Annotated in this window: 21 protein-coding genes, 1 other RNA gene, 1 pseudogene and 1 other annotated feature; of the genes and pseudogenes, 17 read left to right on the top strand and 6 right to left on the bottom strand. The window is 50.3% G+C overall.

Annotated elements, in window-relative coordinates; translation table 11 throughout:
• Positions 1-33: 33 nt before the first annotated feature.
• Positions 34-894 (bottom strand): zinc transporter ZupT, encoded by an 861-nt coding sequence (gene zupT / locus EAT1B_RS13805; protein WP_015881173.1) that lies wholly within the window; start codon positions 892-894, stop codon positions 34-36.
• Between the two features lie 211 nt (positions 895-1105).
• Between zupT and secD the strand changes: the two are divergent.
• From secD to aspS, 7 genes and pseudogenes are all read left to right on the top strand, one after another.
• Positions 1106-3323 (top strand): annotated as a pseudogene (gene secD / locus EAT1B_RS16180) (protein translocase subunit SecD).
• Positions 3324-3359: 36 nt separating this feature from the next.
• Positions 3360-5717, top strand: coding sequence for a single-stranded-DNA-specific exonuclease RecJ (gene recJ / locus EAT1B_RS13815; RefSeq protein WP_237708245.1), 2358 nt, complete (start codon positions 3360-3362; stop codon positions 5715-5717).
• A gap of 1 nt (position 5718) precedes the next feature.
• Positions 5719-6237 (top strand): adenine phosphoribosyltransferase, encoded by a 519-nt coding sequence (locus EAT1B_RS13820; RefSeq protein WP_015881175.1) that lies wholly within the window; start codon positions 5719-5721, stop codon positions 6235-6237.
• 188 nt (positions 6238-6425) lie between these two features.
• Positions 6426-8615 carry a bifunctional (p)ppGpp synthetase/guanosine-3',5'-bis(diphosphate) 3'-pyrophosphohydrolase gene (locus tag EAT1B_RS13825; RefSeq protein ID WP_015881176.1) on the top strand — a complete coding sequence of 730 codons (2190 nt, stop codon included), beginning with the start codon at positions 6426-6428 and terminating at the stop codon, positions 8613-8615.
• A gap of 16 nt (positions 8616-8631) precedes the next feature.
• The gene (gene dtd, locus EAT1B_RS13830; protein ID WP_015881177.1) at positions 8632-9075 is read left to right on the top strand and encodes a D-aminoacyl-tRNA deacylase; all 444 of its coding nucleotides are present in this window, start codon (positions 8632-8634) and stop codon (positions 9073-9075) included.
• Between the two features lie 38 nt (positions 9076-9113).
• Positions 9114-9348 (top strand) — a binding site (T-box leader).
• 44 nt (positions 9349-9392) lie between these two features.
• Positions 9393-10673 carry a histidine--tRNA ligase gene (hisS, locus tag EAT1B_RS13835; RefSeq protein ID WP_041918160.1) on the top strand — a complete coding sequence of 427 codons (1281 nt, stop codon included), beginning with the start codon at positions 9393-9395 and terminating at the stop codon, positions 10671-10673.
• Positions 10670-12442 carry an aspartate--tRNA ligase gene (gene aspS / locus EAT1B_RS13840; RefSeq protein WP_015881179.1) on the top strand — a complete coding sequence of 591 codons (1773 nt, stop codon included), beginning with the start codon at positions 10670-10672 and terminating at the stop codon, positions 12440-12442. The genes hisS and aspS overlap by 4 nt, the downstream gene beginning before the upstream one ends.
• A 108-nt stretch (positions 12443-12550) precedes the next feature.
• Here the strand turns inward: aspS and EAT1B_RS13845 are convergent, their stop codons facing one another.
• Both EAT1B_RS13845 and EAT1B_RS13850 read right to left on the bottom strand, forming a co-directional pair.
• On the bottom strand, positions 12551-12772 hold the full coding sequence (locus EAT1B_RS13845) for a hypothetical protein (RefSeq protein ID WP_143180248.1): 222 nt from the start codon (positions 12770-12772) through the stop codon (positions 12551-12553).
• A complete protein-coding gene (locus EAT1B_RS13850; protein ID WP_015881180.1) occupies positions 12745-13095 on the bottom strand; it encodes an iron-sulfur cluster biosynthesis family protein in 351 nt (116 codons plus the stop codon). Before EAT1B_RS13850 ends, EAT1B_RS13845 begins: the two co-directional genes overlap by 28 nt.
• 119 nt (positions 13096-13214) lie before the next feature.
• On the opposite strand from EAT1B_RS13850, the gene EAT1B_RS13855 reads away from it, so the two are divergent.
• Positions 13215-14927, top strand: coding sequence for an ABC transporter ATP-binding protein (locus EAT1B_RS13855; RefSeq protein WP_015881181.1), 1713 nt, complete (start codon positions 13215-13217; stop codon positions 14925-14927).
• Between the two features lie 102 nt (positions 14928-15029).
• Positions 15030-16070, top strand: coding sequence for an alcohol dehydrogenase family protein (locus EAT1B_RS13860; protein ID WP_015881182.1), 1041 nt, complete (start codon positions 15030-15032; stop codon positions 16068-16070).
• A 28-nt stretch (positions 16071-16098) separates the two neighbouring features.
• On the opposite strand, the gene EAT1B_RS13865 is transcribed toward EAT1B_RS13860, so the two are convergent.
• Entirely contained in the window at positions 16099-16692 is a 594-nt protein-coding gene (locus EAT1B_RS13865; RefSeq protein ID WP_237708246.1) for a YitT family protein, read from the bottom strand.
• Positions 16693-17088: 396 nt separating this feature from the next.
• Between EAT1B_RS13865 and EAT1B_RS13870 the strand changes: the two genes are divergently transcribed.
• The 3 genes from EAT1B_RS13870 to EAT1B_RS13875 all read left to right on the top strand — a co-directional run bounded on the left by EAT1B_RS13870 (position 17089) and on the right by EAT1B_RS13875 (position 19427).
• Positions 17089-18303 carry a DASH family cryptochrome gene (locus EAT1B_RS13870; RefSeq protein ID WP_015881185.1) on the top strand — a complete coding sequence of 405 codons (1215 nt, stop codon included), beginning with the start codon at positions 17089-17091 and terminating at the stop codon, positions 18301-18303.
• 74 nt (positions 18304-18377) lie between these two features.
• Positions 18378-18564, top strand: a non-coding RNA gene (gene ssrS / locus EAT1B_RS15820) — 6S RNA.
• A 95-nt stretch (positions 18565-18659) separates the two neighbouring features.
• Complete coding sequence (locus tag EAT1B_RS13875; protein ID WP_015881186.1) at positions 18660-19427, top strand: ThiF family adenylyltransferase; 768 nt, start codon at positions 18660-18662, stop codon at positions 19425-19427.
• 12 nt (positions 19428-19439) lie between these two features.
• On the opposite strand, the gene EAT1B_RS13880 is transcribed toward EAT1B_RS13875, so the two are convergent.
• Positions 19440-20756: a replication-associated recombination protein A gene (locus EAT1B_RS13880; protein WP_015881187.1), complete on the bottom strand. Its 1317-nt coding sequence runs from the start codon at positions 20754-20756 to the stop codon at positions 19440-19442.
• A 60-nt stretch (positions 20757-20816) separates the two neighbouring features.
• Between EAT1B_RS13880 and cymR the strand changes: the two genes are divergently transcribed.
• The 4 genes from cymR to EAT1B_RS13900 are packed head-to-tail and all read left to right on the top strand — an operon-like array spanning position 20817 to position 24170.
• Positions 20817-21224, top strand: coding sequence for a cysteine metabolism transcriptional regulator CymR (cymR, locus tag EAT1B_RS13885; protein ID WP_015881188.1), 408 nt, complete (start codon positions 20817-20819; stop codon positions 21222-21224).
• Between the two features lie 17 nt (positions 21225-21241).
• Positions 21242-22378, top strand: a complete 1137-nt coding sequence (locus tag EAT1B_RS13890; RefSeq protein ID WP_015881189.1) for a cysteine desulfurase family protein — start codon at positions 21242-21244, stop codon at positions 22376-22378.
• On the top strand, positions 22379-23500 hold the full coding sequence (gene mnmA, locus EAT1B_RS13895; RefSeq protein WP_015881190.1) for a tRNA 2-thiouridine(34) synthase MnmA: 1122 nt from the start codon (positions 22379-22381) through the stop codon (positions 23498-23500).
• Positions 23501-23510: 10 nt separating this feature from the next.
• On the top strand, positions 23511-24170 hold the full coding sequence (locus EAT1B_RS13900; RefSeq protein WP_015881191.1) for a lipopolysaccharide assembly protein LapB: 660 nt from the start codon (positions 23511-23513) through the stop codon (positions 24168-24170).
• 59 nt (positions 24171-24229) lie between these two features.
• Here the strand turns inward: EAT1B_RS13900 and EAT1B_RS13905 are convergent, their stop codons facing one another.
• Positions 24230-24778 (bottom strand): VOC family protein, encoded by a 549-nt coding sequence (locus EAT1B_RS13905; RefSeq protein ID WP_015881192.1) that lies wholly within the window; start codon positions 24776-24778, stop codon positions 24230-24232.
• A 115-nt stretch (positions 24779-24893) separates the two neighbouring features.
• Between EAT1B_RS13905 and EAT1B_RS13910 the strand changes: the two genes are divergently transcribed.
• Positions 24894-25580, top strand: a complete 687-nt coding sequence (locus EAT1B_RS13910) for a hypothetical protein (protein ID WP_015881193.1) — start codon at positions 24894-24896, stop codon at positions 25578-25580.
• Positions 25581-25600 lie beyond the last annotated feature (20 nt).

Genomic DNA, 25600 nt, shown 5'->3' on the forward strand with positions numbered 1-25600 from the left:
AATGCCCTGACGTGCGCGTCAGGGCATTGCTCGTTACATTAATAAGATAAGACTTGTCGCCATGACGATCATGCCGGCGACCATTCCATACATCGAATGGTGGGCATGCCCATATTCACGGGCGGCAGGGAGTAACTCGTCGAGTGAGATGAATACCATGATCCCACCGACTGCCGCGAACAAGAGTCCGAAGACGGTGTCACTCAAGAACGGCATGAGAATTAAAAATCCGATGGCAGCCCCAGCTGGCTCGGCGAGACCGGATAACATCGAAAGCTTGAACGCCTTCTTCCGTGAACCTGTCGCATAATAAATTGGCACGGAGACGGCGATCCCTTCCGGAATGTTATGCAGTGCGATTGCGATGGCGATGGCCACACCGACGGTTGGGTCATCAAGCGCTGAGATGAACGTCGCAAGTCCTTCCGGGAAGTTGTGAATCCCGATGGCGAGTGCCATGAAAATCCCCATTTTTTTAAGTCGATTTTGTACCTCTGGATGGCTGATTGGAGCCGCTTCACTTGTCGTCGTCGTTGCCAGTTCATGTGTTGTCGGGTCATTCTGCATCGACTCAACGAACTTGACTTCGTGTGGATTCTCCATTTTCGGAATGAACTTATCGATCATGCCAATCAAGAACATTCCACCGAAGAATGCGAGGACGGTGTAAATCGTTCCCGTATACTCTCCGTGTGCACCGACGAGCTCGTCAAGCGCCTTTGGGAAAATCTCGATGAACGATACATAGATCATGACACCGCCTGAAAATCCGAGAGAGATGGATAAGAAAGCCGTGTTCGTCCGTTTCGCAAAGAATGCGATCATACTCCCAATCCCTGTCGCAAGCCCTGCGAACAAGGTGAGGAGAAACGCGAAAATAATTGTGCTGTCCATGTGGAAAGACTCCTTTGATGTTGTGATGTTAGCTACATCATACATGAAGTTTTGCCCATGTGCAACATTTAGTCTTATACGCAAATTTAGTCAAACAATCTGTGAAGGTCGTTACAATTTTAGGAAAATGATTGATAAATGTTTAGAAAATTTGTAATGTTAACGAGAGAAGTTTTTATCAAGAACAGTGGTTTAGAAAGGAAATAGTCGTATGTACAAAAAAGGCAACATTGCGATTTTTGCGATCATCATGATTGCGACAATCCTGCTCGCAGTGTTCACGACACCATGGGTCGTCAAGAACACGAACCTCGGACTCGACTTAAAAGGTGGATTCGAAGTTTTGTATGAAGTACAACCGCTCGAAGACGGCGACGTCATCGACGAGTCGGCGATGAATGCAACCGTTCGCGCCATCAATAACCGAATCAACGTCCTCGGAGTTTCTGAACCGGACGTTCGAATCGAAGAAAACAATCGCATCCGTGTCCAGCTCGCGGGCGTATCGAACCAAAACGAAGCGCGTGAAGTTCTCTCGTCTACGGCACAATTGACATTCCGTGACGTGAACGACAACGTCTTGCTCGATGGGAAAGACTTGGCGCCGCGTGGGGCAGCGCTCAGCTACAACCAACAAGGACAACCGGTCGTTGAGCTGACACTCCAATCGGCCGACAAGTTTGGCGAAGTGACATCTGAGATTGCACAACTTCCACCTCCTGAGAACCGTCTGGTCATCTGGCTCGACTATGAAGAGGGCGACACATATGAGGAAGAAGTTCAAAAAGAGAACTCGAAGATTGTGTCAGATGCTTCGGTAACGAGCCCGATCTTATCGGATAAAGCCATCATCTCAGGTGGTGGAATTGACGCGGAAAGCGGTCAACGCCTTGCGGACATCTTGAACGCAGGGGCGCTCCCAGTCAAACTTGATGAGATTTACTCGACATCTGTATCGGCCCAGTTCGGTCAAGATGCTTTAGAAGAAACGGTATTTGCCGCAACAATCGGAATCATCGCTGTGTTCCTCTTCATGTTGTTCTTCTATCGTCTCCCAGGACTTGTGTCGATCATCACGCTTGTTCTGTACATCAACTTGATCATGTTGTTCTTCAACGGAATCAACGCGGTCTTGACGCTCCCAGGGATTGCGGCACTCGTCCTCGGGGTCGGTATGGCAGTCGATGCGAACATCATTACGGCGGAACGAATCAAGGACGAGCTCCGCTCTGGAAAATCGGTCTTATCGGCATTCCGTGCAGGTAACCGTCGTTCCCTCAGTACGATCATCGATGCCAACTTGACGACGCTCATCTCGGCTGCGGTCTTGTTCTATTTCGGACAAAGCTCGGTCAAAGGGTTCGCCGTCATGCTCATGATCTCAATCGGGATGACGTTCATCTCGAACGTATTCATCTCACGTTATTTGATGCACCTCCTTGTCTCAAGTCGTCTGTTCGACAAACGCAAAGGATGGTTTGGTGTGAAGGAGAGTGAAATCCGTGAACTTTAAGCTTACTGAATGGAATTACGTGAAACATATGCGCACGATGTTCTTGGTTTCGACGGCAATCGTCGTTCTCGGGATCGGTCTCTTGTTCTTCCGTGGGTTGAACCTCGGAATCGATTTTGCTTCAGGGACACGCGTCGAAGTCTTGACGGAAGAACGCGTATCGCAAGAGGAATTCACGCAAGCGTTCAACGATGCCGGTGTCGACCAAGAGATTTCAAGCGTCCAATATGCAGATGAAGGTCGCTTGGCATATGTCACTTTCGTCGGTCAATTAGGGCAAGAGGAAGTCGCGAACGTCAAAACGGCGTTCACCGAACAGTTCGGGAACGACCCGAATATCAGCACCGTCTCTGCTCAAGTCGGTCGTGACTTGGCGAAAAATGCTTTGTATGCGGTAGCCGTCGCTTCGATCGGGATCATTCTCTACATCACGGTCCGTTTCCAATTCTCATATGCACTTGCAACTGTTATCGCGATGTTACACGATGCCTTCTTCATGATTGTCGCGTTCTCGTTATTTGGGATCGAGGTCAACTTGTACTTCATCGCCGCAATCTTGACCATCATCGGTTACTCGGTCAATGATACGATTGTTACGTTCGACCGGGTCCGCGAGAACATCACGTCGTATGAAAAGGAACGAAAAATCAAGTCGATGGACGTCTATGAGTCAATCATCAACAAGTCGATTCAAGAGACGATCGTCCGTTCCGTGAATACGGTCATCACGGTACTCGTCACAGCGATTGCCTTGTATGCGTTCGGGGCAGAGTCGATTCGTAGCTTCTCGCTCGCCCTCATCGTCGGACTTTTCATGGGGATGTATTCTTCGATCTTCATTGCATCGTATTTATGGCTCCTCATCAAACGTACGACAATCAACAAGAAAAAAGATACGTCGGTCACAGAGGCGTAACAAGTGGGTCTCCCTTCAATCGGGAGACCTTTTCAAATGTCAAGACGGCACATCTTTCACGCGGTCTGCTATAATCTACAATTGATTGGAGTGAAGGACATGTACCATTCGAAGAAACAGTGGCTCTATCCGGAAACGAATCCGGACGACGTCACGCGTTTACAAAACGAATTAAATATATCAGCACAACTGGCGACGTTGCTCGTTCAGCGTGGTCATCAGGACGTAGAAGCGGCCAAGGCATTCTTATATGCCGAGGAAGAACTCATCTTTCATGACCCGTACTTGTTTGAACAGATGGAGAAAGTCGTCACCCGCATCAAACAGGCAGCAGACGATGGGGAGATGGTGCTCATCTATGGTGACTACGATGTCGATGGAGTCAGCGCCTCATCCGTCATGTGGCACGCGTTGACCGAAATCGGTGTCATGGCCGAGTGTTATATCCCGAACCGTTTCACGGAAGGATATGGACCGAACAAAGAAGCATTCCAATGGGCGGCGAACGAGGGATTCACCTTGGTCATCACGGTGGATTGCGGAATTTCAGGGATTGAAGAAGCGACACTCTTAAAAGACCTTGGTGTCGATTTGATCATCACGGACCACCACGAGCCGAAAGAGACATTGCCGGACGCCTATGCGATCATTCATCCGCATATCGACCCGGGATATCCATACGATAAACTCGCCGGAGCGGGGGTCGCCCTCAAAGTGGCACACGCCGTTTTAGGAAGAATGCCGGAAGAACTCCTTGATTTGGCCGTCCTCGGAACGATTGCCGACCTCGTCCCACTCGACGGAGAGAATCGGTTGCTCGCGAAGAAGGGAATCGCCGCACTCGAGGCTTCAAAACGTCCAGGTATTCTAGCATTACGTGAAGTATGTGGTCTCGGTGACAGCGTATTGAACGAAGAGTCGGTCGGTTTCGCGTTCGGTCCACGCATCAATGCCGCAGGTCGACTCGATTCAGCGATGCCGGCATTACAAATGCTCCTAGCTGAACATGTCGAGGAAGCGCTCGAGCTCGCAAAACAGCTCGATAAGCAAAACAAAGAACGTCAAGACATCGTCAAGACGATCGCTGCTGAAGCGAAAGAACTCGTCGAAGCATCGATGACCGAGGACCGTGTACTCGTCGTGGCAAGTGAGAAGTGGAATCCTGGAGTTGTCGGGATTGTCGCATCTCGTCTCGTCGAGGCGTACTATCGTCCAGTCATCCTCCTTTGCCACGACCCTGAGACGGGCAAGGCGAAAGGGTCGGGTCGCTCGATTGATGGGTTTGACTTATTTAAAGAGCTTTCGAAGAATGAAGATATTTTGCCACACTTTGGCGGACATCCAGCTGCGGCCGGGATGACCCTTCAGTCGGAACATGTCGCCGAACTACGAGAGCGACTGAACCGTCAGGCGGAGTCCATCCCGGATGACGTATTTGTACCACGAGTCAACGTCGACTTGAAACTCTCCGTTAACGACGTTTCGCTCGATTTGATCTCAGAGATTGGAAAGCTCGCGCCATTTGGTATGGGGAATCCATCCCCTCGTGTCGTCGTCGCAGATGCGAAACTGCGTGATATTCGCCAAATCGGACGGGATGCCACGCATTTGAAAGTACAACTCGCCGGAGACAAGCGTGAGCTCGATGGCATCGGATTTGGATTCGGGCACGTCGTTTCAGAGATTTCAAAGATGGCTCATATCTCGGTGATGGGAAGTCTTCAAGTCAACGAATGGAACGGAATGCGTAAACCGCAGCTCATGATTCAAGATTTACGGGTCGATGATTTCCAAGTGTTTGACTATCGAGGGAAGAAAAAATCGATGCAAGAGTTGAAAGATTTGCCGAAAGAACAGACGTCATTTTTATCTTTCCAAGGGACGAACGAAGATTTTCCACTCCATGAAGGAGATGAACCGCTCAACCGTTTCGTCGTCCTGCTCGATCTTCCTGATGATGAAGAGGTACTCGCAGAGAAACTTCATGAAGGGGTCGAACGCATTTATTGTGCCTTCGGTCAAGGAGACTCGTTCTTTGAACGTCTTCCATCCCGTGAGGATTTCCGAACGTATTATGTCCATATGGCGACATGCGAACGGAAAAATCTTCGTGAAAACCTGATTCGTCTGTCAAAAGAGCGAAAATGGTCAAAAAATACGATTCAATTTATGCATCAAGTATTCTCTGAACTCGAATTTCTTGTTACAATGGAAGACGGACTGCCTGGAGTCAATCCAGAAGCACCGAAACGCGATTTGACCGAGGCGCCGTGCTATCAACGCCGGATTGGGCGCCAACAACTCGAAGAGCGTTTCGTATACGCGTCATTGGCGGAGCTCAAAGAGCGGTTACAATCGTTGCGATCGAACAAGATGCAGGAGGCATACACATAAAATGGATTTCAAACAGCATATTAAAGAAGTAGCAGATTACCCGAAGGAAGGAATCAGCTTCAAAGACATCACGTCACTCATGCAAAATGGCGAAGTCTACAAGAAATCGGTAGATGAGCTCGTCGCTTATGCACGTGAACGTGGAGCCGAGTTGATCGCTGGACCGGAAGCGCGCGGATTTGTCGTCGGTTGCCCGGCAGCATATGCACTTGAACTCGGGTTCGTACCTGTACGTAAAGAAGGAAAGTTACCACGTGAGACAGTACGTGTATCATACGGTCTCGAGTACGGAACAGACATCTTAACGATGCACAAAGATTCAATCCAACCTGGACAACAAGTTGTCATCTTGGATGACTTGCTCGCAACAGGTGGTACGATTGAAGCGACGATTAAAATGATTGAACAACTCGGTGGAGTTGTGGCGGGTATCGGGTTCTTGATCGAACTCGATGGACTTGGTGGACGTGAGCGTCTCGAAGGATACGACGTGTTCTCACTCATCCGCTACGAAGACTAATTTGAACGGGAAGCGACATGCTTCCCGTTTTTGAATAGTTTTTGAGGAAAATAACCTACAACCTTTGACAGGTCGTCAGATTTTTTCGATAATGGTTATAAAAATCACAGAATCTTGAATACAAACTACTACCATGCTGCGACGAATCCGAGGCGATTGGAGCGGTTAGAAAAAGGGTGTCGAATGTTATGACCAAAAAACAAATCGTAAGTATTGAGGATCTTCTCGACGCGCTCGGGGAGTATATGGGTGACGACGATATAGCCGAAGTGAAACGCGCTTACGAATACGCAAAACTTCATCATACCGGTCAGTTCCGACGTTCGGGCGAGCCCTATATCCTCCATCCGGTCCAAGTGGCCGGCATTCTCGTTGATATCGGCTTAGATGCCACGACGATTATTGGAGCGCTCTTGCATGATGTTGTCGAAGACACGGATATTTCGTTACAGCAATTGACGGACGATTTTGGTCCGGACGTGGCCATGCTTGTCGATGGGGTCACGAAACTTGGGAAGATCAAATATAAATCGAAAAAAGAAGAACTCGCCGAAAACCATCGGAAGATGATTATCGCCATGGCAGAAGACGTGCGCGTGATTTTGATCAAACTTGCGGACCGGCTCCACAATATGCGGACGCTTCAGCATATGCCGAAAGAAAAGCAAGTTCAAAAGGCAGAAGAGACGCTCGAAATCTTTGCTCCGCTCGCGCACCGGATGGGGATCTCGACGATCAAGTGGGAGCTCGAAGATATTTCATTACGTTATATCAACCCGCAGCAATACTATAAGATCGTCTCGATGATGAAACAAAAACGGACGGAACGAGAAGCACTCGTCACCTCTGTCATCACGGAAGTGAACGGGGTTCTAGAAGAAGTGCATATCGATGCAGACGTGAACGGCCGACCGAAACATATCTATTCCATCTACAATAAGATGGTGAAGCATAAAAAAGAGTTCAATGAAATTTATGATTTGATGGCGGTCCGCATTATCGTCGATTCGATTCGTGATTGTTATGCGGTGCTCGGGATCATCCATACGCAATACAAGCCGATGCCGGGACGCTTCAAAGATTATATCGCCATGCCGAAACCGAACATGTATCAGTCGCTCCATACGACCGTGATCGGTCCGAAAGGTGAACCGCTCGAAGTCCAAATTCGGACGAAGGACATGCACTTCATCGCCGAGTTCGGGATTGCGGCGCACTGGGCGTATAAAGAAGGAAAAAATGTCTCGACGAACGGGTTCGACGAGAAGATCGCCCACCTTCGTGAGATTCTTGAGCTGCAAAAGGATACGACGGATGCCGAGGAATTCATGGAATCCCTCAAAGTTGATTTCTTTAGCGACATGCTTTACGTCTTCACACCGAAAGGGGACGTCTTCGAATTGCCGAAGGGCTCAGTCCCGATCGACTATGCGTACCGAATTCATACAGAGATCGGCCATCGGATGACGGGCGCGAAAGTAAACGGTCGGATGGTGCCGCTCGACTACAAACTCGAGACGGGTGATATCATTGAAATCATTACGTCGAAGCACAGTTACGGCCCGAGTAAGGACTGGTTGAAACTCGCGGTTTCGAGCCAGGCGAAGAACAAGATTCGTCAATGGTTCAAACGTCAACAGCGTGAAGAGAACGTCGAGAAAGGGAAAGATCTCGTCGAGGCAGAAATCAAGAAACTTGGTTTTGAACCGAAAGAGATTATCGATGAGCCGGCACTCAGTATCGTCGTCGAGAAGTTCAACTTCGGGAACGAGGAAGAGATGTATGCCGCTGTCGGCTATCAAGGCATCACTGCCGCTCAAGTCGCGCATAAGTTGACGGAGAAGCAGCGCAAAGAGCCGAAACTCGAGCTCTCTGAAGCGATCAGCGAATTGAAAGTCAGTCAGGCGCCGAAGAAGAAAACGGCAGAGGCGGGCGTGACGGTCAAAGGAATCGACAACATGCTCGTGCGTATGAGCCGTTGCTGTAACCCGGTCCCGGGCGATGAGATTGTCGGATATATCACCCGTGGCCGTGGGGTCTCGATTCACCGGAAAGACTGCTTGAACATTGTCAATGAGCAACACCCGGAGCGTCTCCTTGACGTCGAATGGGAAGTCGGACAGGCGAAAGAGAAGAACTATAACGTCGATATCGAGATCACGGGATATGATCGTTCTGGTCTCTTGAACGACGTCCTACAGGCGGTATCGGCGACGAATACGAATATCGTGGCCGTCAGTGGTCGGGGCGACCAAAACAAACAGGCCCGCATCTCGATGACGATCTCGATTCCGAACGTGAATCACTTGCAGAAAGTCGTCGAGCGCATCAAACAAATCTCAGACGTGTATTCGGTCAGCCGAGTCATGATGACGTGACGAAAGGAAGAGGAACGTGCGTGTATTATTGCAACGAGTGAAAGAAGCATCGGTCACAGTCGAGGAAGAAGTCGTCGGGGCAATCAACGCCGGATACTTGCTTCTCGTCGGTGTGACACATGAAGATACAGAAGAGGAAGTGAACTGGCTCGCCGACAAGGTGACCGGGCTTCGCGTCTTCGAGGATGATCAAGAAAAGATGAACTTGTCGATTCAAGATGTGTCTGGTCAAATCTTGTCGGTCTCTCAGTTCACTTTATATGGGGACACGATGAAAGGACGGCGACCTGCTTTCACAAAGGCCGCCAAACCGGACATGGCTGAGACGCTCTATGAAAAATTCAACGAGCGACTCCGGGCGAACGGGCTCATCGTCGAGACGGGACGCTTCGGTGCGATGATGGACGTCGCACTCGTTAATGACGGACCGGTCACGCTCATGCTCGAAAAAAACGCTTGACAGATGCCGGCTTGATTCGGCATCATGAAGCATATAGTCAAACACCTACGATAAAGAAGAGTACGGTCAACCCACCAGCAAAGAGAGCGATGCCTAGGCTGAAAGCATCGACTGGATGATGACCCGAACGACACTTTGGAGGTGCTCCCTTGAAACCGAGTAGGGGGAGCCGTCTCATCGGGCGTTAACCGATTTCGAGTGGCAGAGTTTCAAGTAATGGCTCTGCAACGAGGGTGGTACCACGGGAAACTTACACAGGCTCTCGTCCCTTTGCGGACGAGGGTCTTTTTGTATTTTTTAAGGAGGGAAATGTGATGATGAAAGCACCACGCGGTACACAAGACCTGCTTCCGGGCACGGTCGAGACGTGGCAATATGTCGAGGAAAAACTTCGCGACATGAGCGCCCGTTACAACTATAAAGAAATCCGCACACCAATCTTTGAAACGACGAACCTGTTCACACGCAGTGTCGGGGAAACGACGGACATCGTCCAAAAAGAGATGTTCACGCTCGTGAAGAAAGGGAAAGACGAGTACACCCTTCGCCCAGAAGGGACGGCATCTGTCGTTCGTGCGTTCGTGACGAACAAGCTATTTGGAAATCCGGACCAACCGACGAAGCTCTACTATATGGGACCGATGTTCCGCTACGAGCGCCCGCAAAAAGGTCGCTTCCGTCAGCTTCACCAATACGGTGTCGAAGCGATCGGCAGTAGTGACCCGGCCGTTGACGCTGAGGTCATCAGCCTCGCTTACTCGATTTACAAGTCGTTCGGACTTCAGAAAATAAAAGTCGTCGTCAACTCGCTTGGGGACGCGGAAAGCCGCAACGCCCACCGCGATGCGCTCATCCGTCACTTCGAGCCGGTGGCAGGTGAACTTTGCCAAGACTGCCAGTCACGTCTTTACAAGAACCCGCTTCGCATCTTGGATTGCAAGGTCGACCGCGATCACCCGTCGATGAAGACGGCACCGTCAATCCTTGAATATTTGAACGAAGAGTCGAAAGCTTACTTTGAGCAAGTGCTCGCACAACTTGACGCACTAGGCGTCGCGTATGAAGTCGACCCGACACTCGTTCGTGGACTCGATTACTATACGCACACGGCGTTTGAAATCATGTCCGAGGCAGAAGGGTTCGGAGCCATCACGACACTTTGTGGCGGTGGACGCTATAACGGTCTCGTACAGGATATCGGCGGACCGGACATGCCGGGAATCGGTTTTGGGATCGGGTTGGAGCGCCTCATCCTCGCATTGGAGAATGAAGGAGTCTTACCTGAACTCGAGACCGGACTTGATGTCTTCATCGTCGCCCAAGGCGAGAAAGAAGTCGAATTGACGGCGACACGCCTCTTGCAACTCCTTCGCATGGAAGGGTTCAAGGCAGACCGTGATTACCAAGGACGCAAGTTCAAAGGACAATTCAAACAGGCGGACCGCCTGAAAGCCAAGTTCACAGTCATCTTAGGGGATGATGAAGTCGAGCGCGGGGCAGCCGCATTGAAAGATATGACGACTGGTGAACAAGTCGACGTGCCACTCTCGGCCGTTGCAGACAAAATTCGTGAACTATCGGAAGGAGCAGGACAATGATCGGACGCACACATATGAACGGCCGCGTGACAGAGTCACTCATCGGCCAAGAAGTACAATTAAAAGGATGGGTACAAAAACGTCGTGACCTCGGAGGACTCATCTTCATCGACCTTCGTGATCGCACGGGAATCGTCCAAGTCGTCGTTCGCCCAGAAAATGAAGCAGTCCACCAACTCGCGGAGACGATTCGTAGCGAGTATGTCCTCGACGTGAAAGGAACGGTTCTCGAGCGTGAGAACAAGAACCCGAATATGCCGACAGGAAACATCGAAGTCATCGCGTCAGAGATCAACATCTTGAACGCAGCGAAGATGACACCGATCCCAATCGGTGATGAAGCAGAAAACGTCTCAGAAGACCTTCGCCTCAAATACCGTTACCTCGACCTTCGTCGTCCAGCGCTTCAAGAGACGTTCCGTCTCCGCTCGAAGACGTCGAACACGATCCGTAACTTCTTGACGGAGCAAGAGTTCCTCGAAGTCGAAACACCGATTTTGACGAAGTCGACACCAGAAGGCGCACGTGACTATCTCGTCCCGAGCCGTGTCCACGGTGGTGAGTTCTACGCACTCCCGCAATCACCACAGCTCTTCAAACAGTTGCTCATGGTCGCAGGATTTGACCGTTACTTCCAAATCGCACGCTGCTTCCGTGACGAGGACCTTCGTGCAGACCGTCAACCTGAATTCACGCAAGTCGACATCGAAACGAGCTTCATGGACATCGAAGACTTGATGGCGATGATGGAATCGATGATGGGACAAGTCATGGAATCGACGCTCGGTCGTACGGACACACCAGCGAAGTTCGAGCGGATGACACACGCGGAAGCGATGCGTCGTTTTGGTTCGGATAAGCCGGACACGCGCTTCGGTCTCGAACTCATCGACGTGGCAGACGCTGTGAAAGGTGCTGGCTTTAAAGTGTTCGATGCAGCACTCGAATCAAACGGGCAAGTCAAGGCGATCAACGTCAAAGGTGAGGCGGACAACTTCTCACGTAAAGACATCGACAAGCTTCAAGAGTTCACGGCGGTGTACGGTGCGAAAGGTCTCGCATGGCTCAAAGTGACAGCGGAAGGCTTGAACGGTCCAATCGCGAAATTCTTCGACGAGACGTACGCGCAGAAGTTGATCGAAGCAACGAATGCAGAAGCAGGTGACCTTCTCCTCTTCGTCGCATCGAAACCAACTGTCGTCGCAGACAGCCTTGGCGCACTCCGCGTCAAACTCGGCCACGAACTTGGTCTCATCGACGAGTCGAAGTTCAACTTCCTATGGGTGACGGACTTCCCACTCGTGACGTTTGAAGAAGAAGACGGTCGCTTCTATGCGAACCACCATCCGTTCACGATGCCAAACCGTGAAGACCTTCACCTGCTCGAGACAGACCCGGCAAGCGTACGCGCGGTAGCGTATGACCTCGTCTTGAACGGTTACGAGCTCGGCGGCGGTTCACAGCGTATTTACGAGCGAGACATCCAAGAGCGTATGTTCAAATTGCTCGGCTTCACGCAAGAAGAAGCGGTTGAACAGTTCGGCTTCTTACTCGAAGCGTTCGAATATGGTACGCCACCACACGCGGGAATCGCACTCGGTCTCGACCGTCTCGTCATGATTCTTGCAGGTCGTTCGAACCTTCGCGACACAATCGCCTTCCCGAAAACGGCTTCGGCAAGCTGTCTCTTGACGCAAGCACCGAGCCCTGTCGCGGACGCGCAACTCGAAGAGTTGTCGATTCGTACGGCAATAAAAGAGAAAAAATAAGCATAAAAAAACGAGGGTTGCCATGGCAATCCTCGTTTTTTGTATGTGTGAAACGGATTTTGGATTCAACACGAGATGGTAGATATTTAATCGGAACACATCCTCTTGTTAACGTTTATCCTCTTCTCGCTGCATATATTTCGCTGTTCGTTGCAACGCGAAACCAAACGCAAACAGCGAGGCGATGACTGCGGACATCGTATAGACCGAATCGATAAACGCCAGATAGATTCCAAGTAGTCCGAGACCGAAACTCACGAAAAAGAGAATGAGGAGTCTCGGATGTTGTTTCAGCGTCTGTTTCATCGGCTCGGAACGTTCAACTGACATCCTGTGCCGTCTGTCACGAGTAGATTCGAATTGAACACTTGGCCGTCACTCTTCAAGACGAGCGTACGACGGTCTTCGAGGAAATCGATTTTCATCTGTTCATCTAAAAACACTTTTGTCCAGTTTTTGATTAGGATTGGTCCGATGTTTGATTCGATTTCAACGTCTTCCGGAGTCGTCTCGGTTACGTATCGAATCTCAAAGATTCCGCTGTTCCCACAACCACAACCTTCTGTCTCGTAAAAGAGGTGCATCTGTCCTTCGCGTTCGCCTTTCAATGACTCGATTCGTTCGAGGGCACGATCTGTAATGTGTACATGCATGTGTATCACTCCTTACCTTCATTATACGCCGATTGAAAAAAGAATGAAAAAAGGATGCATCCTGTTTTCCACCTTTCGGAAAAAAGCGTACACTAAATGAAGAGAAGGGGGAAGAGAGAATGATTTCACGTTTTTTTAGTTATTATCGACCACATAAAAAGTTATTCCTACTCGATTTTTCATTCGCAATTCTCGTCGGACTGCTTGAACTTGGATTTCCGCTTGCCGTTCAATGGTTCATCGACGACTTGTTGCCGGGTGGGGAATGGAACTGGATTATCATTGTCAGCATCGGCCTGTTGATTCTATACATATTGGCCATGATGATGCAGTACGTCGTCAACTACTGGGGACATAAGCTCGGCATCAACATCGAGACGGACATGCGAGAAGAGTTGTTCACGCATATCCATAAACAGTCGTTCCGCTTCTTTGACAATCATAAGACCGGCCATTTGATGAGCCGGGTCACGAACGACTTGTTCGATATCGGGGAAGTGGCGCACCATGGGCCGGAAGACTTCTTTATCGCCATCATGACGTTACTCGGTGCGTTCGGGATCATGTTCTCGATCGACCCGGAACTCGCACTCGTCACCGTTGTCGCAGTACCGTTCCTCATCATCATGATCACGTATGCGAATAAGAACATGAACAAGGCGTGGCAAAAGATGTACACGAATATCGGGGAAGTGAACGCGCGCGTCGAGGACAGTGTGTCCGGGGCACGCGTCGTCCAATCGTTTACGAACGAGGCGTTCGAGATCGGACGTTTTCAAAAAGACAACAACTTCTATCGTGGCTCGAAGATTGAGGCATATCGTGTCATGAGTACATCGCTCGCAGGTATCTACATCACGACGCGTCTTATGACGTTGCTCGTCCTCGTCTACGGGGCGTACTTAACGTATGAAGGACAATTATCGTACGGACAACTCGTTGGCTTTATCTTGTACATGAATTTACTTATCAAGCCGATTGAAAAGATCACGGCGCTCCTCGAAATGTATCCGAAAGGGATGGCCGGGTTCAAGCGATTCACGCAGTTGCTCGATGAGGAACCGGACATCGAGAACCGTGCGAATGCGATCGAAGTCGAGACGTTGAAAGGCGATATCGTCTTCGACGACGTCTCGTTTGGCTACTCAGACTACCGCCAAGTGTTGACAGATATCGACTTGTCGATTGAGGCGGGGACGACCGTCGCATTAGTTGGAACGAGCGGAGCAGGGAAGACGACCATCTGTTCACTCATTCCTCGCTTTTATGACGTCACGAAAGGTGCCATCTCGATTGACGGGCTGGACATCCGCGACATGACGAAAGAGAGCTTACGCCGTCAAATCGGAATCGTGCAACAGGACGTCTTCTTGTTTGCAGGTACGCTACGTGAGAATATCGCTTACGGGAAACTCGATGCGACCGATGCCGACATCATGCATGCGGTCGAAAAAGCACATCTCGGTACGCTCGTCGAAGAGCTCGAACACGGTCTCGACACACAGATCGGGGAACGGGGACTGAAGCTCTCTGGTGGACAGAAACAACGCATCGCCATTGCCCGCATGTTCTTGAAAAATCCGCCGATTTTAATTCTTGATGAGGCGACCTCGGCGCTCGATACGGAAACCGAGGCCATCATTCAGGATTCACTCAATGAACTGGCGGCGAATCGAACGACGCTCATCATCGCCCACCGTTTAGCGACAGTAAAGAATGCCGACCGCATTCTCGTCGTGACGGCGGAAGGAATCGTAGAAGATGGAACGCATGAAGAACTTAGCCAAAAAGGTGGCGTCTTCACGAACCTGTTACAACGTCAACAACTATAAATCGAGGGCTGCCTGGTAGAGGGTGGCCCTTTTTGGCGTGATAACAGCATTTCGTGGGTAAATACATATGGATGAACGAAAGAGAAGGAGGGAAGATCCACCATGAAAGCTGTACAAGTTGTAGGATACGGGGACGTCGACCAACTTCAAGTGGTCGATATCCCGAAACCGACTCCGAAAGCGGGAGAGGTTCTAATCAAGGTACGCGCCTGCGCGATTAACAATACGGAAATATGGATGCGAGAAGGGGCATATGGGACTAGTGAGAAGTCAGGGTGGCGCCCGGAAGGCGTCCAGTTCCCACGCATTCCCGGTTCAGACATCACAGGTGAAGTCGTCGAGCTCGGGGATGGGGTCAATCAAGCTTTGATGGGTCGACACGTCGTTTTATTCCCATTCACCTCGAGCGGACCTGAGCGGAAAGAACATTTATCGGACGATATGTCCTTTATTGGATCAGAGTATGACGGAGGCTATGCAGAATATGTCGCCTGGCCGGCCGACCTTTGTTTTGATATGCCACTTGATGACTTCGTCGAGAGTGCAGTCTTTTCCGTGAGCGGACTCACGGCGTGGCATATGAACGAGCAGTTACACATTCGTTCCGGTGAAACGATTGTCGTCACGGGTGCGAGCGGTGGGGTCGGTTCGCTCAACGTTCAAATTGCGGCGAATGTATTCGGGGCGAAGGTGTTCGCCATCGTCGGTGATTTGAAAAACGAGCAAGAGTTAAAAGCGTTCGGGGCGACTGAAGTCTTTTCTTATCGTTCTGAGACGCTCGCCGAGGACATCATCGCGGCGAACGGTGGTCCGGTCGATGCCGTGCTTGACGTCGTCGGGGATGCGTTATTTGATGTGTCTCTTCAAGTATTGAAGAAGGGTGGGAAGTTCTGTATATCCGGTTCTGCTGGCGGACAGACGACCCATCTCGATTTTCGGACACTCTACTTGAAACATATCGCCATGTACGGGTCTGTGCTCGGGACACGGCATGAGTTCGCAGAGATGTTGCGCTCGATCGCTGAAGGGAAACTAAAACCGGTCATTGACCGAACGTTCCCGCTCGAAGAGGCACGTGAGGCGCAGACGTATTTTAAACAATCCGGCAAGTTCGGAAAGATTGTCCTCATTCCGAACACATAAAAAGAGAGGGGAGCAATCCCTCTCTTTTTCATGCGAATTTTACTTTGAGACGATCGACGTAGGCGATAAACAGACTGAATCGCTCTAACCAGAACTGGAAGAATGGACCGATGAGGAAGATCGACAAGACGGTACCGAAGAAAAGTGGTCCTCCGAGTGCCCAACCGATGAGGCAAGCGGTCAGTTCCATCCATGTCCGCATGGCACGGACAGACGTGTTGAAACGATCTGCTAAGGCGAGCGTCAATCCGTCGCGTGGACCAGCCCCGTATCCGACAGCAACATAGAGCCCGGCCCCCATTCCCATGACAAATATACCGAACGTGAGCCAAATGATATTCACCATCATCCCTTCAAAAACAGGGAGCCATTGCTCGTTTAAAATCAAGTTCATAAATACCCCGACAAACACCGCGTTGACGAGCGTGCCGAACTGAGGACGGACGCGGTCGAGTATGTATTTGAATAGGACGAGTAGAAGTCCGACGCATAAGATGACCGTTCCGATTGAAATCGGGAGATGGTGGGCAATCCCGATATGGAGGACGTCCCATGTGGACACCCCGAGATCTGCTGTAATCATAATGGATGACCCGAGTGCGAGTAAGAACAACCCGGTCATGAAAAGACCCCATTTGAAGAGAATACGTAAAAAGTGGATAGATCGAACGTGCACGAACATCGCCTCGTTTCAATAGAATGATTGATTTATCTTAGCATAGGCGATTGAAAAACATGAAAAAAACGCCTCAGCTTGTTGGCTGAGACGCTGGGTTCATTTCTTCGGTGATTTCTTTGCTTTGTTCTTTTTATAGTAATCGTAGACGAACGGTGCGACCGCCGTCGCGATTTTAATCAATGTTCCCATTTTGCCTTTCTTAGCCATTATGCTACACCCCTTTCTCTTCTAGAAGAATATATTCCACACAATTTGATTTTGAAAACATATCTCAAGCACATTCCAGCCTCATGACGGAAATCATAACCCATCATACTATAGAGTGGAGGAGGTCTATTGATGAAAACAATCATTTGGTACCAAAACGATTTACGTGTTGATGATCATTTGCCGCTCGAAGAAGCACTTCACCATGACGATCCGATTGAAGGTCATTTTTTCATCAGTCCGAATCAGTTCATTGAAAATCGTTATGGCGTCATTCCACTCGGGAACGAACGACTGCGTTTCCTGAAGGAGTCATTAGAGGATGTGTCCGGCTCACTCGATGCGCTTGGAATCCCATTTTACGTGCACGTCGGTCATCCGCTCGAGACGCTCGATCCATCCGACCGTCTCTTGTTTCAACGGGCCGTCGGGTACAATGAGCGCCGACGTGAAAATGAAGTGATGAAAAGATGGAAAGGGACGTACAAGACGTTCGAAGGATTTACTTTATTTGAAAAAGAAGATAACCCATTTGAGAAAATGCCGTTTCTCTTCACAGAGTTTCGAAAAGCGGTCGAATATGATGTACGGCCTCGCGAACTGATCTCCAGGAAGGCAACTGCTGCCACACGCGAGGTGACGTTCCCATTTTCGATTCAAGAAGTAAAGCAAGACCCAAGGACGGCATTTCCATTCAAAGGTGGCGAATTGGCTGCGAAACGTCGGCTGAACGACTATTTGTCCGTGCCGATTCGAACGTATAAAGAAACGAGAAACGGATTTGGGGTCGATGACTCGACGAAGCTATCAGCGTATTTAGCGAACGGGTCGTTATCCCCACGACGGGTGTTTTTTGAACTCGAAGCGCATGAACGAACACATGGAGTAAATGAATCGACTTACTGGTTGTATTTTGAACTATTATGGCGTGAATTTTTCCAATGGGTCGCGCTCGATCAAGGGAAAAAATTGTTTCGGTCACAAGGCATTCGGTCGAAACGAAAAGACTGGCGCGTCGATCCGGATGTCGTAGAAACATGGCGACGAGGAGAGACGGGCGTCGATTTCGTCGATGCGTTCATGCGCGAACTGAATGCGACGGGATGGATGTCCAATCGGGGACGACAAATCGTGGCCAACTATTTCGCAAAGGAGTTGAAACAAGACTGGCGCTACGGGGCTTCCTACTTTGAATCAAAATTGATCGATTACGACGTGGCGAGCAATTGGGGGAATTGGGCGTACCAAGCGGGTGTCGGAAACGACTCAAGGGACCGCCGTTTCAACATCGAGCGTCAACAGTTCACGTATGATCCGGACCGTGCGTTTCGTAACAAATGGTTGTGACCAAACTGTCACGAGAAGTCGGCGTTTCTCATTGACTTCTTTTTACAGAAGCGCTATAGTTAAATCAACAGATGGGATACCTGAGGTGTACGAGAGCCGCCTTCGTTATTTTGAGCCAACACTTTGAATACGGGAGACCGAACTGCTAACCGGATCAACTGCCTCATCACGTGCAGGAGGACTTGTGAAGGAAACGCTAGGTCACCCACCTGCATACGCAGGTTCAAAAGCAAGGCATCGTCACGGCACTCCGGGCCCCATCGATTTTTTTGTAAATACGTCGCGAGACGTCTTTTTTTTGAATATAATTCCGAGTAAAATAGTATGAGAAAATAGGATTAGTTGGAGGAAGAAATATGTTACACCAGTTTTCACGTAATGAATTGGCCATCGGCTCTGAAGGCCTTGATGCTTTAAAGAATAAAACGGTCGCGATTTTAGGAATCGGTGGCGTCGGCTCGTTCGCGGCAGAGGCACTTGCACGTAGCGGTGTCGGACGCATCGTCCTTGTCGATAAAGACGACATCGATATCACAAACGTCAACCGTCAAATCCATGCACTGTTGTCGACGGTCGGTCAACCGAAAGTCGAAGCGATGGGCAAGCGTCTCCTCGACATCAACCCGGACTTAGACCTCGTCCAATTGAAAATGTTTTATACAGAAGAGACATACGAAGAGTTCTTCGCTCAAAAGATCGACTACGTCATCGATGCATCAGACACGATCATTTATAAGATTCATTTAATCGTAGAATGTAAGCGTCGCGGCATCCCGGTCATCTCGAGTATGGGGATGGCGAACAAAATGGACCCGACACGTATTAAAGTCGTTGACATTAAAGATACGTCATACGATCCAATCGCGAAGATGGTCCGTACCCGTCTACGTAAAGAAAAAATCTACAAAGGCGTCCCAGTCGTCTTCTCAGATGAGTCTCCCATCGTGACACGCGAAGACGTGAACGAAGTCGTCGGGAAGAAAGACGCGCCGATCCGCAAAGCGAAGATGCCACCGAGCTCGAACGCGTTCGTTCCATCGGTTGCAGGGCTTGTCGCTGCCGGCTATGTCATTAACGACTTGCTTGAAAAAGCGGGCGTCGAAATCAATCGCATCCAAAAATAAAACGACGCGGGCTCATTTCGAGTCGCGTCGTTTTTCCCAATAGTCGAGCCGCTTTTGGATTTGTTGCTCGAATCCACGTGGCGTCGGTTTATAGTAATTTGGTCGTTTTCTAGCCAAATTCTCTGGCCAGTAGTTCTGAGGAACGAACCCGTCTTTTTCGTCATGTGGATATTTGTATCCGACCCCGTTTCCGAGTTCATGTGCTCCTGGACTATGGGCGTCACGCAGGTGTACGGGTACAGGCCCACCCTCAACTGTCCGGACGTGATGGAGCGCCTTGTCAATCGCGGTGATGACCGCGTTCGATTTCGGTGCGGTCGCCAAATAGAGAACAGCCTCGGCAATCGGGATGCGGGCTTCCGGGAAACCGATATATTCGCTCGCACGAGCCGCCGCATCGACGATGAGTAGCGCGTTCGGATCGCTCATTCCGATATCTTCGGCGGCATGGACGTAAAGGCGACGCATGATGAAGCGTGGCGATTCGCCAGCCTCGATCATGACGGCTAACCAGTATAGCGCCGCATCCGGGTCAGACCCACGAATCGATTTGATGAACGCCGAGATGACGTCATAATGTCGGTCACCCGTCTTATCGTATTTGATCGACTTCTGTTGAATCGACTCTTCCGCGACCTCAAGTGTGATATGAATCTGTCCTTCCACCTCAGGCGTTGTCAAGACGGCAAGTTCGAGTGCGTTCAATAAGACACGGTAGTCACCATCCGCCATTTTGATATAATGGTCTGCAGCAGCTTCATCCATCTTGACGGGATAATTTCCGAGACCACGTGAGTCGTGTAGCGCTCGCTCAAGGACGGTACGTAACTCCTCGGCACGAGGTGGCTCAAGTCGAAATACGGTCGCCCGTGACAAGAGGGCGGCGTTCACTTCAAAGCTTGGGTTTTCGGTCGTCGCTCCGATGAGGACGAGCTTGCCGGACTCAAGGGCCGGGAGGAGCGCATCCTGCTGGAGCTTATTGAACCGGTGAATCTCATCTAAAAAGAGAATCGTCCGTTCGTCCTCATAATCATACCGGGACTCCGCTTCACGAATGACGTTCCGCAATTCATCGAGTTTGGCCGTGACGGCGTTCAATTGGACGAATGTCGCTTTCGTGTAATTCGAAATGACACGGGCGAGTGTCGTCTTCCCGGTGCCCGGTGGACCATATAAGATAATCGTACCGAGTCGGTCGGCTTCGATGGCACGGCGAAGCAGCTTGCCCTCGCCGATGATATGGCGCTGTCCGATCACGTCATCTAACGTTTCGGGGCGCATGCGGTTCGCGAGCGGTCCACCATTCGATTGATGAAACAAATCAGGCATACGTAACCATTCCTTTCGACAAACGTTTGTTCGATTAGTATAACAGAAGGAGACTTGAAGATGAAAATATCTACAAAGGGCCGCTATGGCTTAACGATCATGATTGCATTAGCGCGTGAAACTGACAACAAGCCGCTCAGTTTAAAGAAGATTGCCGCACGCCATGAGTTGCCGGAGCATTATTTGGAGCAATTGATCGGCCCACTCCGTAACGGTGGACTCGTCAAGAGCGTGCGTGGTGCGTATGGCGGCTATCAGCTCGTCAAACCGCCAGAAGAAGTGACAGCGGGTGAAATCATTCGCTTGCTCGAGGGACCTTTAGCCATCGTTGAAGATTCTGAAGCAGATGATGCGGTGAAACGCAAGCTTTGGGATAAAATCAAAGAAGCCATCGATACCGTCCTTGACGAAACGACACTCGCGGACCTCGCTGAAGAAGAGTCAGACGGCTACATGTTTTATATTTAAGAACGAGGTGACCTTAGATGAACTATTTTGATCATGCTGCGACGACGCCGATGCGACCGGAAGTCCTCGAAGCGATGACACCGTACTTTTTAGAAACATACGGGAACGCATCGAGCATCCACGGAATCGGGCGTAACGCTCGGGCGGCGCTCGATTCGTCACGTCGCGTCCTCGCGAAGTGGATTGGTGCTTCACCGAACGAGATTGTATTCACGTCAGGTGGGACGGAGTCGGATAATTATGCCTTGTTCGGTGCGGCATATGCCCATCAGGAAAAAGGCAAACATATCATTACGACAAAAGTCGAGCACCACGCCGTGCTTCATGCGATGGAACAGCTCGAGCGTGAGGGCTTCGACGTCACATATCTCGATGTCGATGCTTCGGGAGCCGTCACTGTCGACGCCGTTCGTTCAGCCTTACGGGATGACACGATTCTTGTATCGATCATGTATGGCAATAACGAAGTCGGGACGCGCCAGCCGATTCACGAAATCGGGGAGTTGTTACAAGATCACCAGGCTCTCTTCCATACCGATGCGGTACAAGCACTCGGTACAGAAGAAATTGATGTGAAGGCGATTCATGTCGATTTATTGTCGGCGTCCGCACATAAAGTGAATGGGCCGAAAGGTATCGGTTTTCTTTTCATGAAAACAGGTGTAAAATTAGCGTCACGTTCTTTTGGTGGACAACAAGAACGTAAACGTCGAGCCGGCACGGAAAATGTTCCGGGTGCCGTCGGATTTCAAAAAGCAGCTGAACTCGTCATGGCAGAGCGTGAGACCCGAGTGACTCTTTATGAATCGCTCGATCTAGCACTACGTCAGCGCCTGGACGAATTAGGCGTGTCTTATGAGGTGAACGGGTCAAATCGTTTACCTCACATCGTGAACTTATACCTTCCTGGAATTGACCTTGAACCCTTCCTCATCATGATGGATATGCGGGGCATGGCGATTTCAAGCGGAAGTGCCTGCACGGCAGGGTCGGTCGAACCGTCCCACGTATTGTCGGCGATGTACGGGGATTCAGAGCGGACGCGTCAGTCTGTTCGAATCAGTTTTGGCCACGGCAACTCGGTCGAGGACGCGAAACGGCTCGCGGAGCGACTACAAGAAGTCGTCTCGACATTTATGAACGGAGTGAGATAGATGAATTTACGCACGAAAGCCCCTGAAGAGACGACGGTCGTCGTCGGCATGTCAGGTGGCGTCGATTCATCGGTGACAGCCCATGTGTTAAAAGAGCAAGGGTATAACGTCATCGGGATTTTTATGAAAAACTGGGACGACACGGACGAGAACGGTGTGTGTACGGCGACAGAGGACTATGAAGACGTCATCGCCGTCGCGAACCAAATCGGGATTCCGTATTACGCGGTCAACTTTGAAAAGGAATATTGGGACCGCGTCTTTGAATATTTCTTAGCGGAGTACCGTCTCGGTCGGACACCGAACCCGGACGTCATGTGTAACAAGGAAATCAAATTCAAGGCGTTCCTTGACCATGCGCTTCGACTCGGTGCCGATTTTGTCGCGACTGGACACTATGCGCAAGTGAAATATGTTGATGGCGAGCACCGTCTGTTACGAGGAAAAGACGACAACAAAGACCAAACGTATTTCTTGAACCAATTGTCTCAAGACCAGCTCGCGCGGACGATGTTCCCGATTGGTCATATGGACAAGAAAGATGTACGTGCGATTGCCGAAGAAGCAGGACTCGCGACAGCGAAGAAAAAAGATTCGACGGGAATCTGCTTTATCGGTGAGCGGAACTTTAAAGAGTTCTTGTCGGAATACCTTCCGTCACAGCCAGGTGAAATGCGGACGCTCGATGGCGTCGTCAAAGGACGTCACGACGGGTTGATGTATTATACGCTCGGACAGCGTCACGGTCTCGGAATCGGTGGCGATGGTGATCCTTGGTTCGTCGTCGGGAAAGATGTCGAGAACAATGTCTTGTTCGTCGGACAAGGCTTCCATCACGACGCGCTCTATTCAGATGCGCTTCTCGCTTCGAAACTGTCATGGACGGGAGCCGCTCCTACAGGAGAGTTCAGGGCGACGGCGAAGTTCCGTTATCGCCAACAAGATGTGCCGGTCACGGTCGCTCCACTCGAAAATGGCGAAGTCCTCGTCAAGTTTGACGAGCCACAACGTGCCATCACGCCAGGACAAGCGGTCGTCTTTTATGACGGCGACGTCTGTCTCGGTGGGGCAACGATTGACGAAGCGTACCGCAACGGCAAACGACTCGACTATATCGGATGAGGTGATTGATATGAACGCAAACGAACAAGGCATCCAAGCGATGCAGCAAGGTGAATTCGAACAGGCAGCCAAACATTTCAACGAGGCGATTGAAGCGAACCCGACGGACCCGACTGGTTTCGTCAACATGGGGACGTTGCTTCAGGCGATCAACGATTACGATCGTGCCGTCATCTTCTATGACAAAGCGATTGAACTCGATGGATCGTTCGGTGCCGCGCACTATGCGAAAGGTGCCCTTGCCTATGAACTTGAGCAATTGGAGTCAGCGGAGGCGTCGCTTCGCCAAGCGCTCCTTTCGGGGATGGACGATGCCGATCTTCACTTCATGCTCGGCTTGACGTACAAGGCGATGGGTGACTTCGTTCGTGCGATGCCACGCTTGCGTGAAGCGAAGAAACAATCGCCGGAAGACGTGGAGATTACATTCCAGTACGGACTTGCCCTCGCGCAAAGTGAACAACTCGAAGAGGCGGTCGTCGCGTTAGAAGAGACGCTCGACCTTGATGCGAGCCATACGGATGCCCGTTACAACCTAGCAATCGCATATGCGTTCTTGGGTGACCAGGAACGGACGTATGCTGAGTTGCAACGCGTCTTAGAGATGCAACCGGATCACGAACTTGCACGTGACGCCGTCGCGAAGATGGATGCACTGCTTGGAAACTGATTACTTGAATAGGAAAGTGCCATCGCTCCATTGCGATGGCACTTTTTTTGTTGACGCGATTAGAGTTGTTTCGTTGTGATTTTGACGGGTTCTCCGGCAAACTCGCCGTACGCCTCGTCCATATTTTTCGTATACAGTTCGATGATGTTATGGCTCGGGTCTTTGAAGTACGCAGAGCGTTCTTTCCCATTTTTCGTCTCATCCTCGTCCCACGTCCGAAGTTTTACAGGGACGTCGGTCTCATCTAAGATTTCGAGTGCCTGTTCAAACGACTCCATGGGAACGAAGAACGCACAGTGGACGTGGACGCCACCTTCATCATAGAGCGTGTCCCATTCCGTCACGTCTTGTTTCCGGTTCGCATCCTCTTCTTCCGTAAAGTCGCGTTTCAACCAAAGACCTAACCGTGTGTTCCCGCCGATATAGAGCCACGTTGCCCACGGTTCGTTTGCTTGTTCTTGTGATTCACTCGGTTCGGCATCGTCTCCGACCCATTGTTCGACGACAGGAAGCCCTAATTTTTCATGCCAAAAGGCTACGGCTTCGTTCATGTCTGTCACTTCTAACACGAGTTCACATAATCCGCTGACTGGAATTCGTTTGCCCATAGATGATTCCTCCTTGAATGTGTCATTCGAACAGTTCCCCGTTTCTTTAAATCAAAAACGCGACTAGCTGTGTTGAAGTGGGGGAATGACAACCTATAGAAGGAGGTCGAGTGGCTTGCGAAAATTCAGCATGGTCAGCGTCATTTTGTTTTTCATTGTCGAGTACGTCTGGTTGAATCAATTATTTGAATCGGTAAATGAAAGATTAGCAGACGGGAAATGGACGAATACGATCTTATATCAAGTGGTCGTTGAACCACGTGGACTCTTAACGTTAATCTTCCTTTTATTGGTAGCGCTCCTTGTCGTGGGATGGGCTGTACACTATGTATACAGTGAGCAAAAGTCTTGGCAACATACATCTGAACATGTCGGTATTGGTTGGGTCGTTCCATTGATTTTGGCAGTACTCGGATTTCTCATTCCGAACGTATATGTCCAAGTCGGGATGTTACTCCTTCAAGTAACATTTATTCCGCTCATCCCATTCATCCATCAGACCGTCCTATTTTGGAAAGTCGTGACGAACTGGTTGATTCAGTTGGCGGTCATCGGACTCGTCCTGTTCGGGGCGAGGGGGATGCTTGAGGACTCGATCCGCATCGAGAAGACCGAGCTTTTCACAAAACTCGAGGCATATCAGGCGTCTGGTGACTTGGATAGGATCCAGCGTTTAATTGAGGAGGTGGACCTGGATCAGGTTGAGCGCATTTTGGACCGGGTCGATATCGAACAGTTGATACGTATTTTGGAGGTCGTCGATCTCGACCGAATCGAGCAAATCTTGAGTCTGTTCGACTAGGGCATTTGTTCAATCGATTC

Source organism: Exiguobacterium sp. AT1b (assembly GCF_000023045.1).
GTDB lineage: Bacteria > Bacillota > Bacilli > Exiguobacteriales > Exiguobacteriaceae > Exiguobacterium.

Coding starts and splice junctions, on each gene's coding strand:
- zupT (WP_015881173.1), bottom strand. CDS start 894: ATGGACAGCACAATTATTTTCGCGTTTCTCCTCACCTTGTTCGCAGGG.
- recJ (WP_237708245.1), top strand. CDS start 3,360: ATGTCAAGACGGCACATCTTTCACGCGGTCTGCTATAATCTACAATTG.
- EAT1B_RS13820 (WP_015881175.1), top strand. CDS start 5,719: ATGGATTTCAAACAGCATATTAAAGAAGTAGCAGATTACCCGAAGGAA.
- EAT1B_RS13825 (WP_015881176.1), top strand. CDS start 6,426: ATGACCAAAAAACAAATCGTAAGTATTGAGGATCTTCTCGACGCGCTC.
- hisS (WP_041918160.1), top strand. CDS start 9,393: ATGAAAGCACCACGCGGTACACAAGACCTGCTTCCGGGCACGGTCGAG.
- aspS (WP_015881179.1), top strand. CDS start 10,670: ATGATCGGACGCACACATATGAACGGCCGCGTGACAGAGTCACTCATC.
- EAT1B_RS13845 (WP_143180248.1), bottom strand. CDS start 12,772: ATGTCAGTTGAACGTTCCGAGCCGATGAAACAGACGCTGAAACAACAT.
- EAT1B_RS13850 (WP_015881180.1), bottom strand. CDS start 13,095: ATGCATGTACACATTACAGATCGTGCCCTCGAACGAATCGAGTCATTG.
- EAT1B_RS13855 (WP_015881181.1), top strand. CDS start 13,215: ATGATTTCACGTTTTTTTAGTTATTATCGACCACATAAAAAGTTATTC.
- EAT1B_RS13860 (WP_015881182.1), top strand. CDS start 15,030: ATGAAAGCTGTACAAGTTGTAGGATACGGGGACGTCGACCAACTTCAA.
- EAT1B_RS13865 (WP_237708246.1), bottom strand. CDS start 16,692: ATGACCGGGTTGTTCTTACTCGCACTCGGGTCATCCATTATGATTACA.
- EAT1B_RS13870 (WP_015881185.1), top strand. CDS start 17,089: ATGAAAACAATCATTTGGTACCAAAACGATTTACGTGTTGATGATCAT.
- EAT1B_RS13875 (WP_015881186.1), top strand. CDS start 18,660: ATGTTACACCAGTTTTCACGTAATGAATTGGCCATCGGCTCTGAAGGC.
- EAT1B_RS13880 (WP_015881187.1), bottom strand. CDS start 20,756: ATGCCTGATTTGTTTCATCAATCGAATGGTGGACCGCTCGCGAACCGC.
- cymR (WP_015881188.1), top strand. CDS start 20,817: ATGAAAATATCTACAAAGGGCCGCTATGGCTTAACGATCATGATTGCA.
- EAT1B_RS13890 (WP_015881189.1), top strand. CDS start 21,242: ATGAACTATTTTGATCATGCTGCGACGACGCCGATGCGACCGGAAGTC.
- mnmA (WP_015881190.1), top strand. CDS start 22,379: ATGAATTTACGCACGAAAGCCCCTGAAGAGACGACGGTCGTCGTCGGC.
- EAT1B_RS13900 (WP_015881191.1), top strand. CDS start 23,511: ATGAACGCAAACGAACAAGGCATCCAAGCGATGCAGCAAGGTGAATTC.
- EAT1B_RS13905 (WP_015881192.1), bottom strand. CDS start 24,778: ATGGGCAAACGAATTCCAGTCAGCGGATTATGTGAACTCGTGTTAGAA.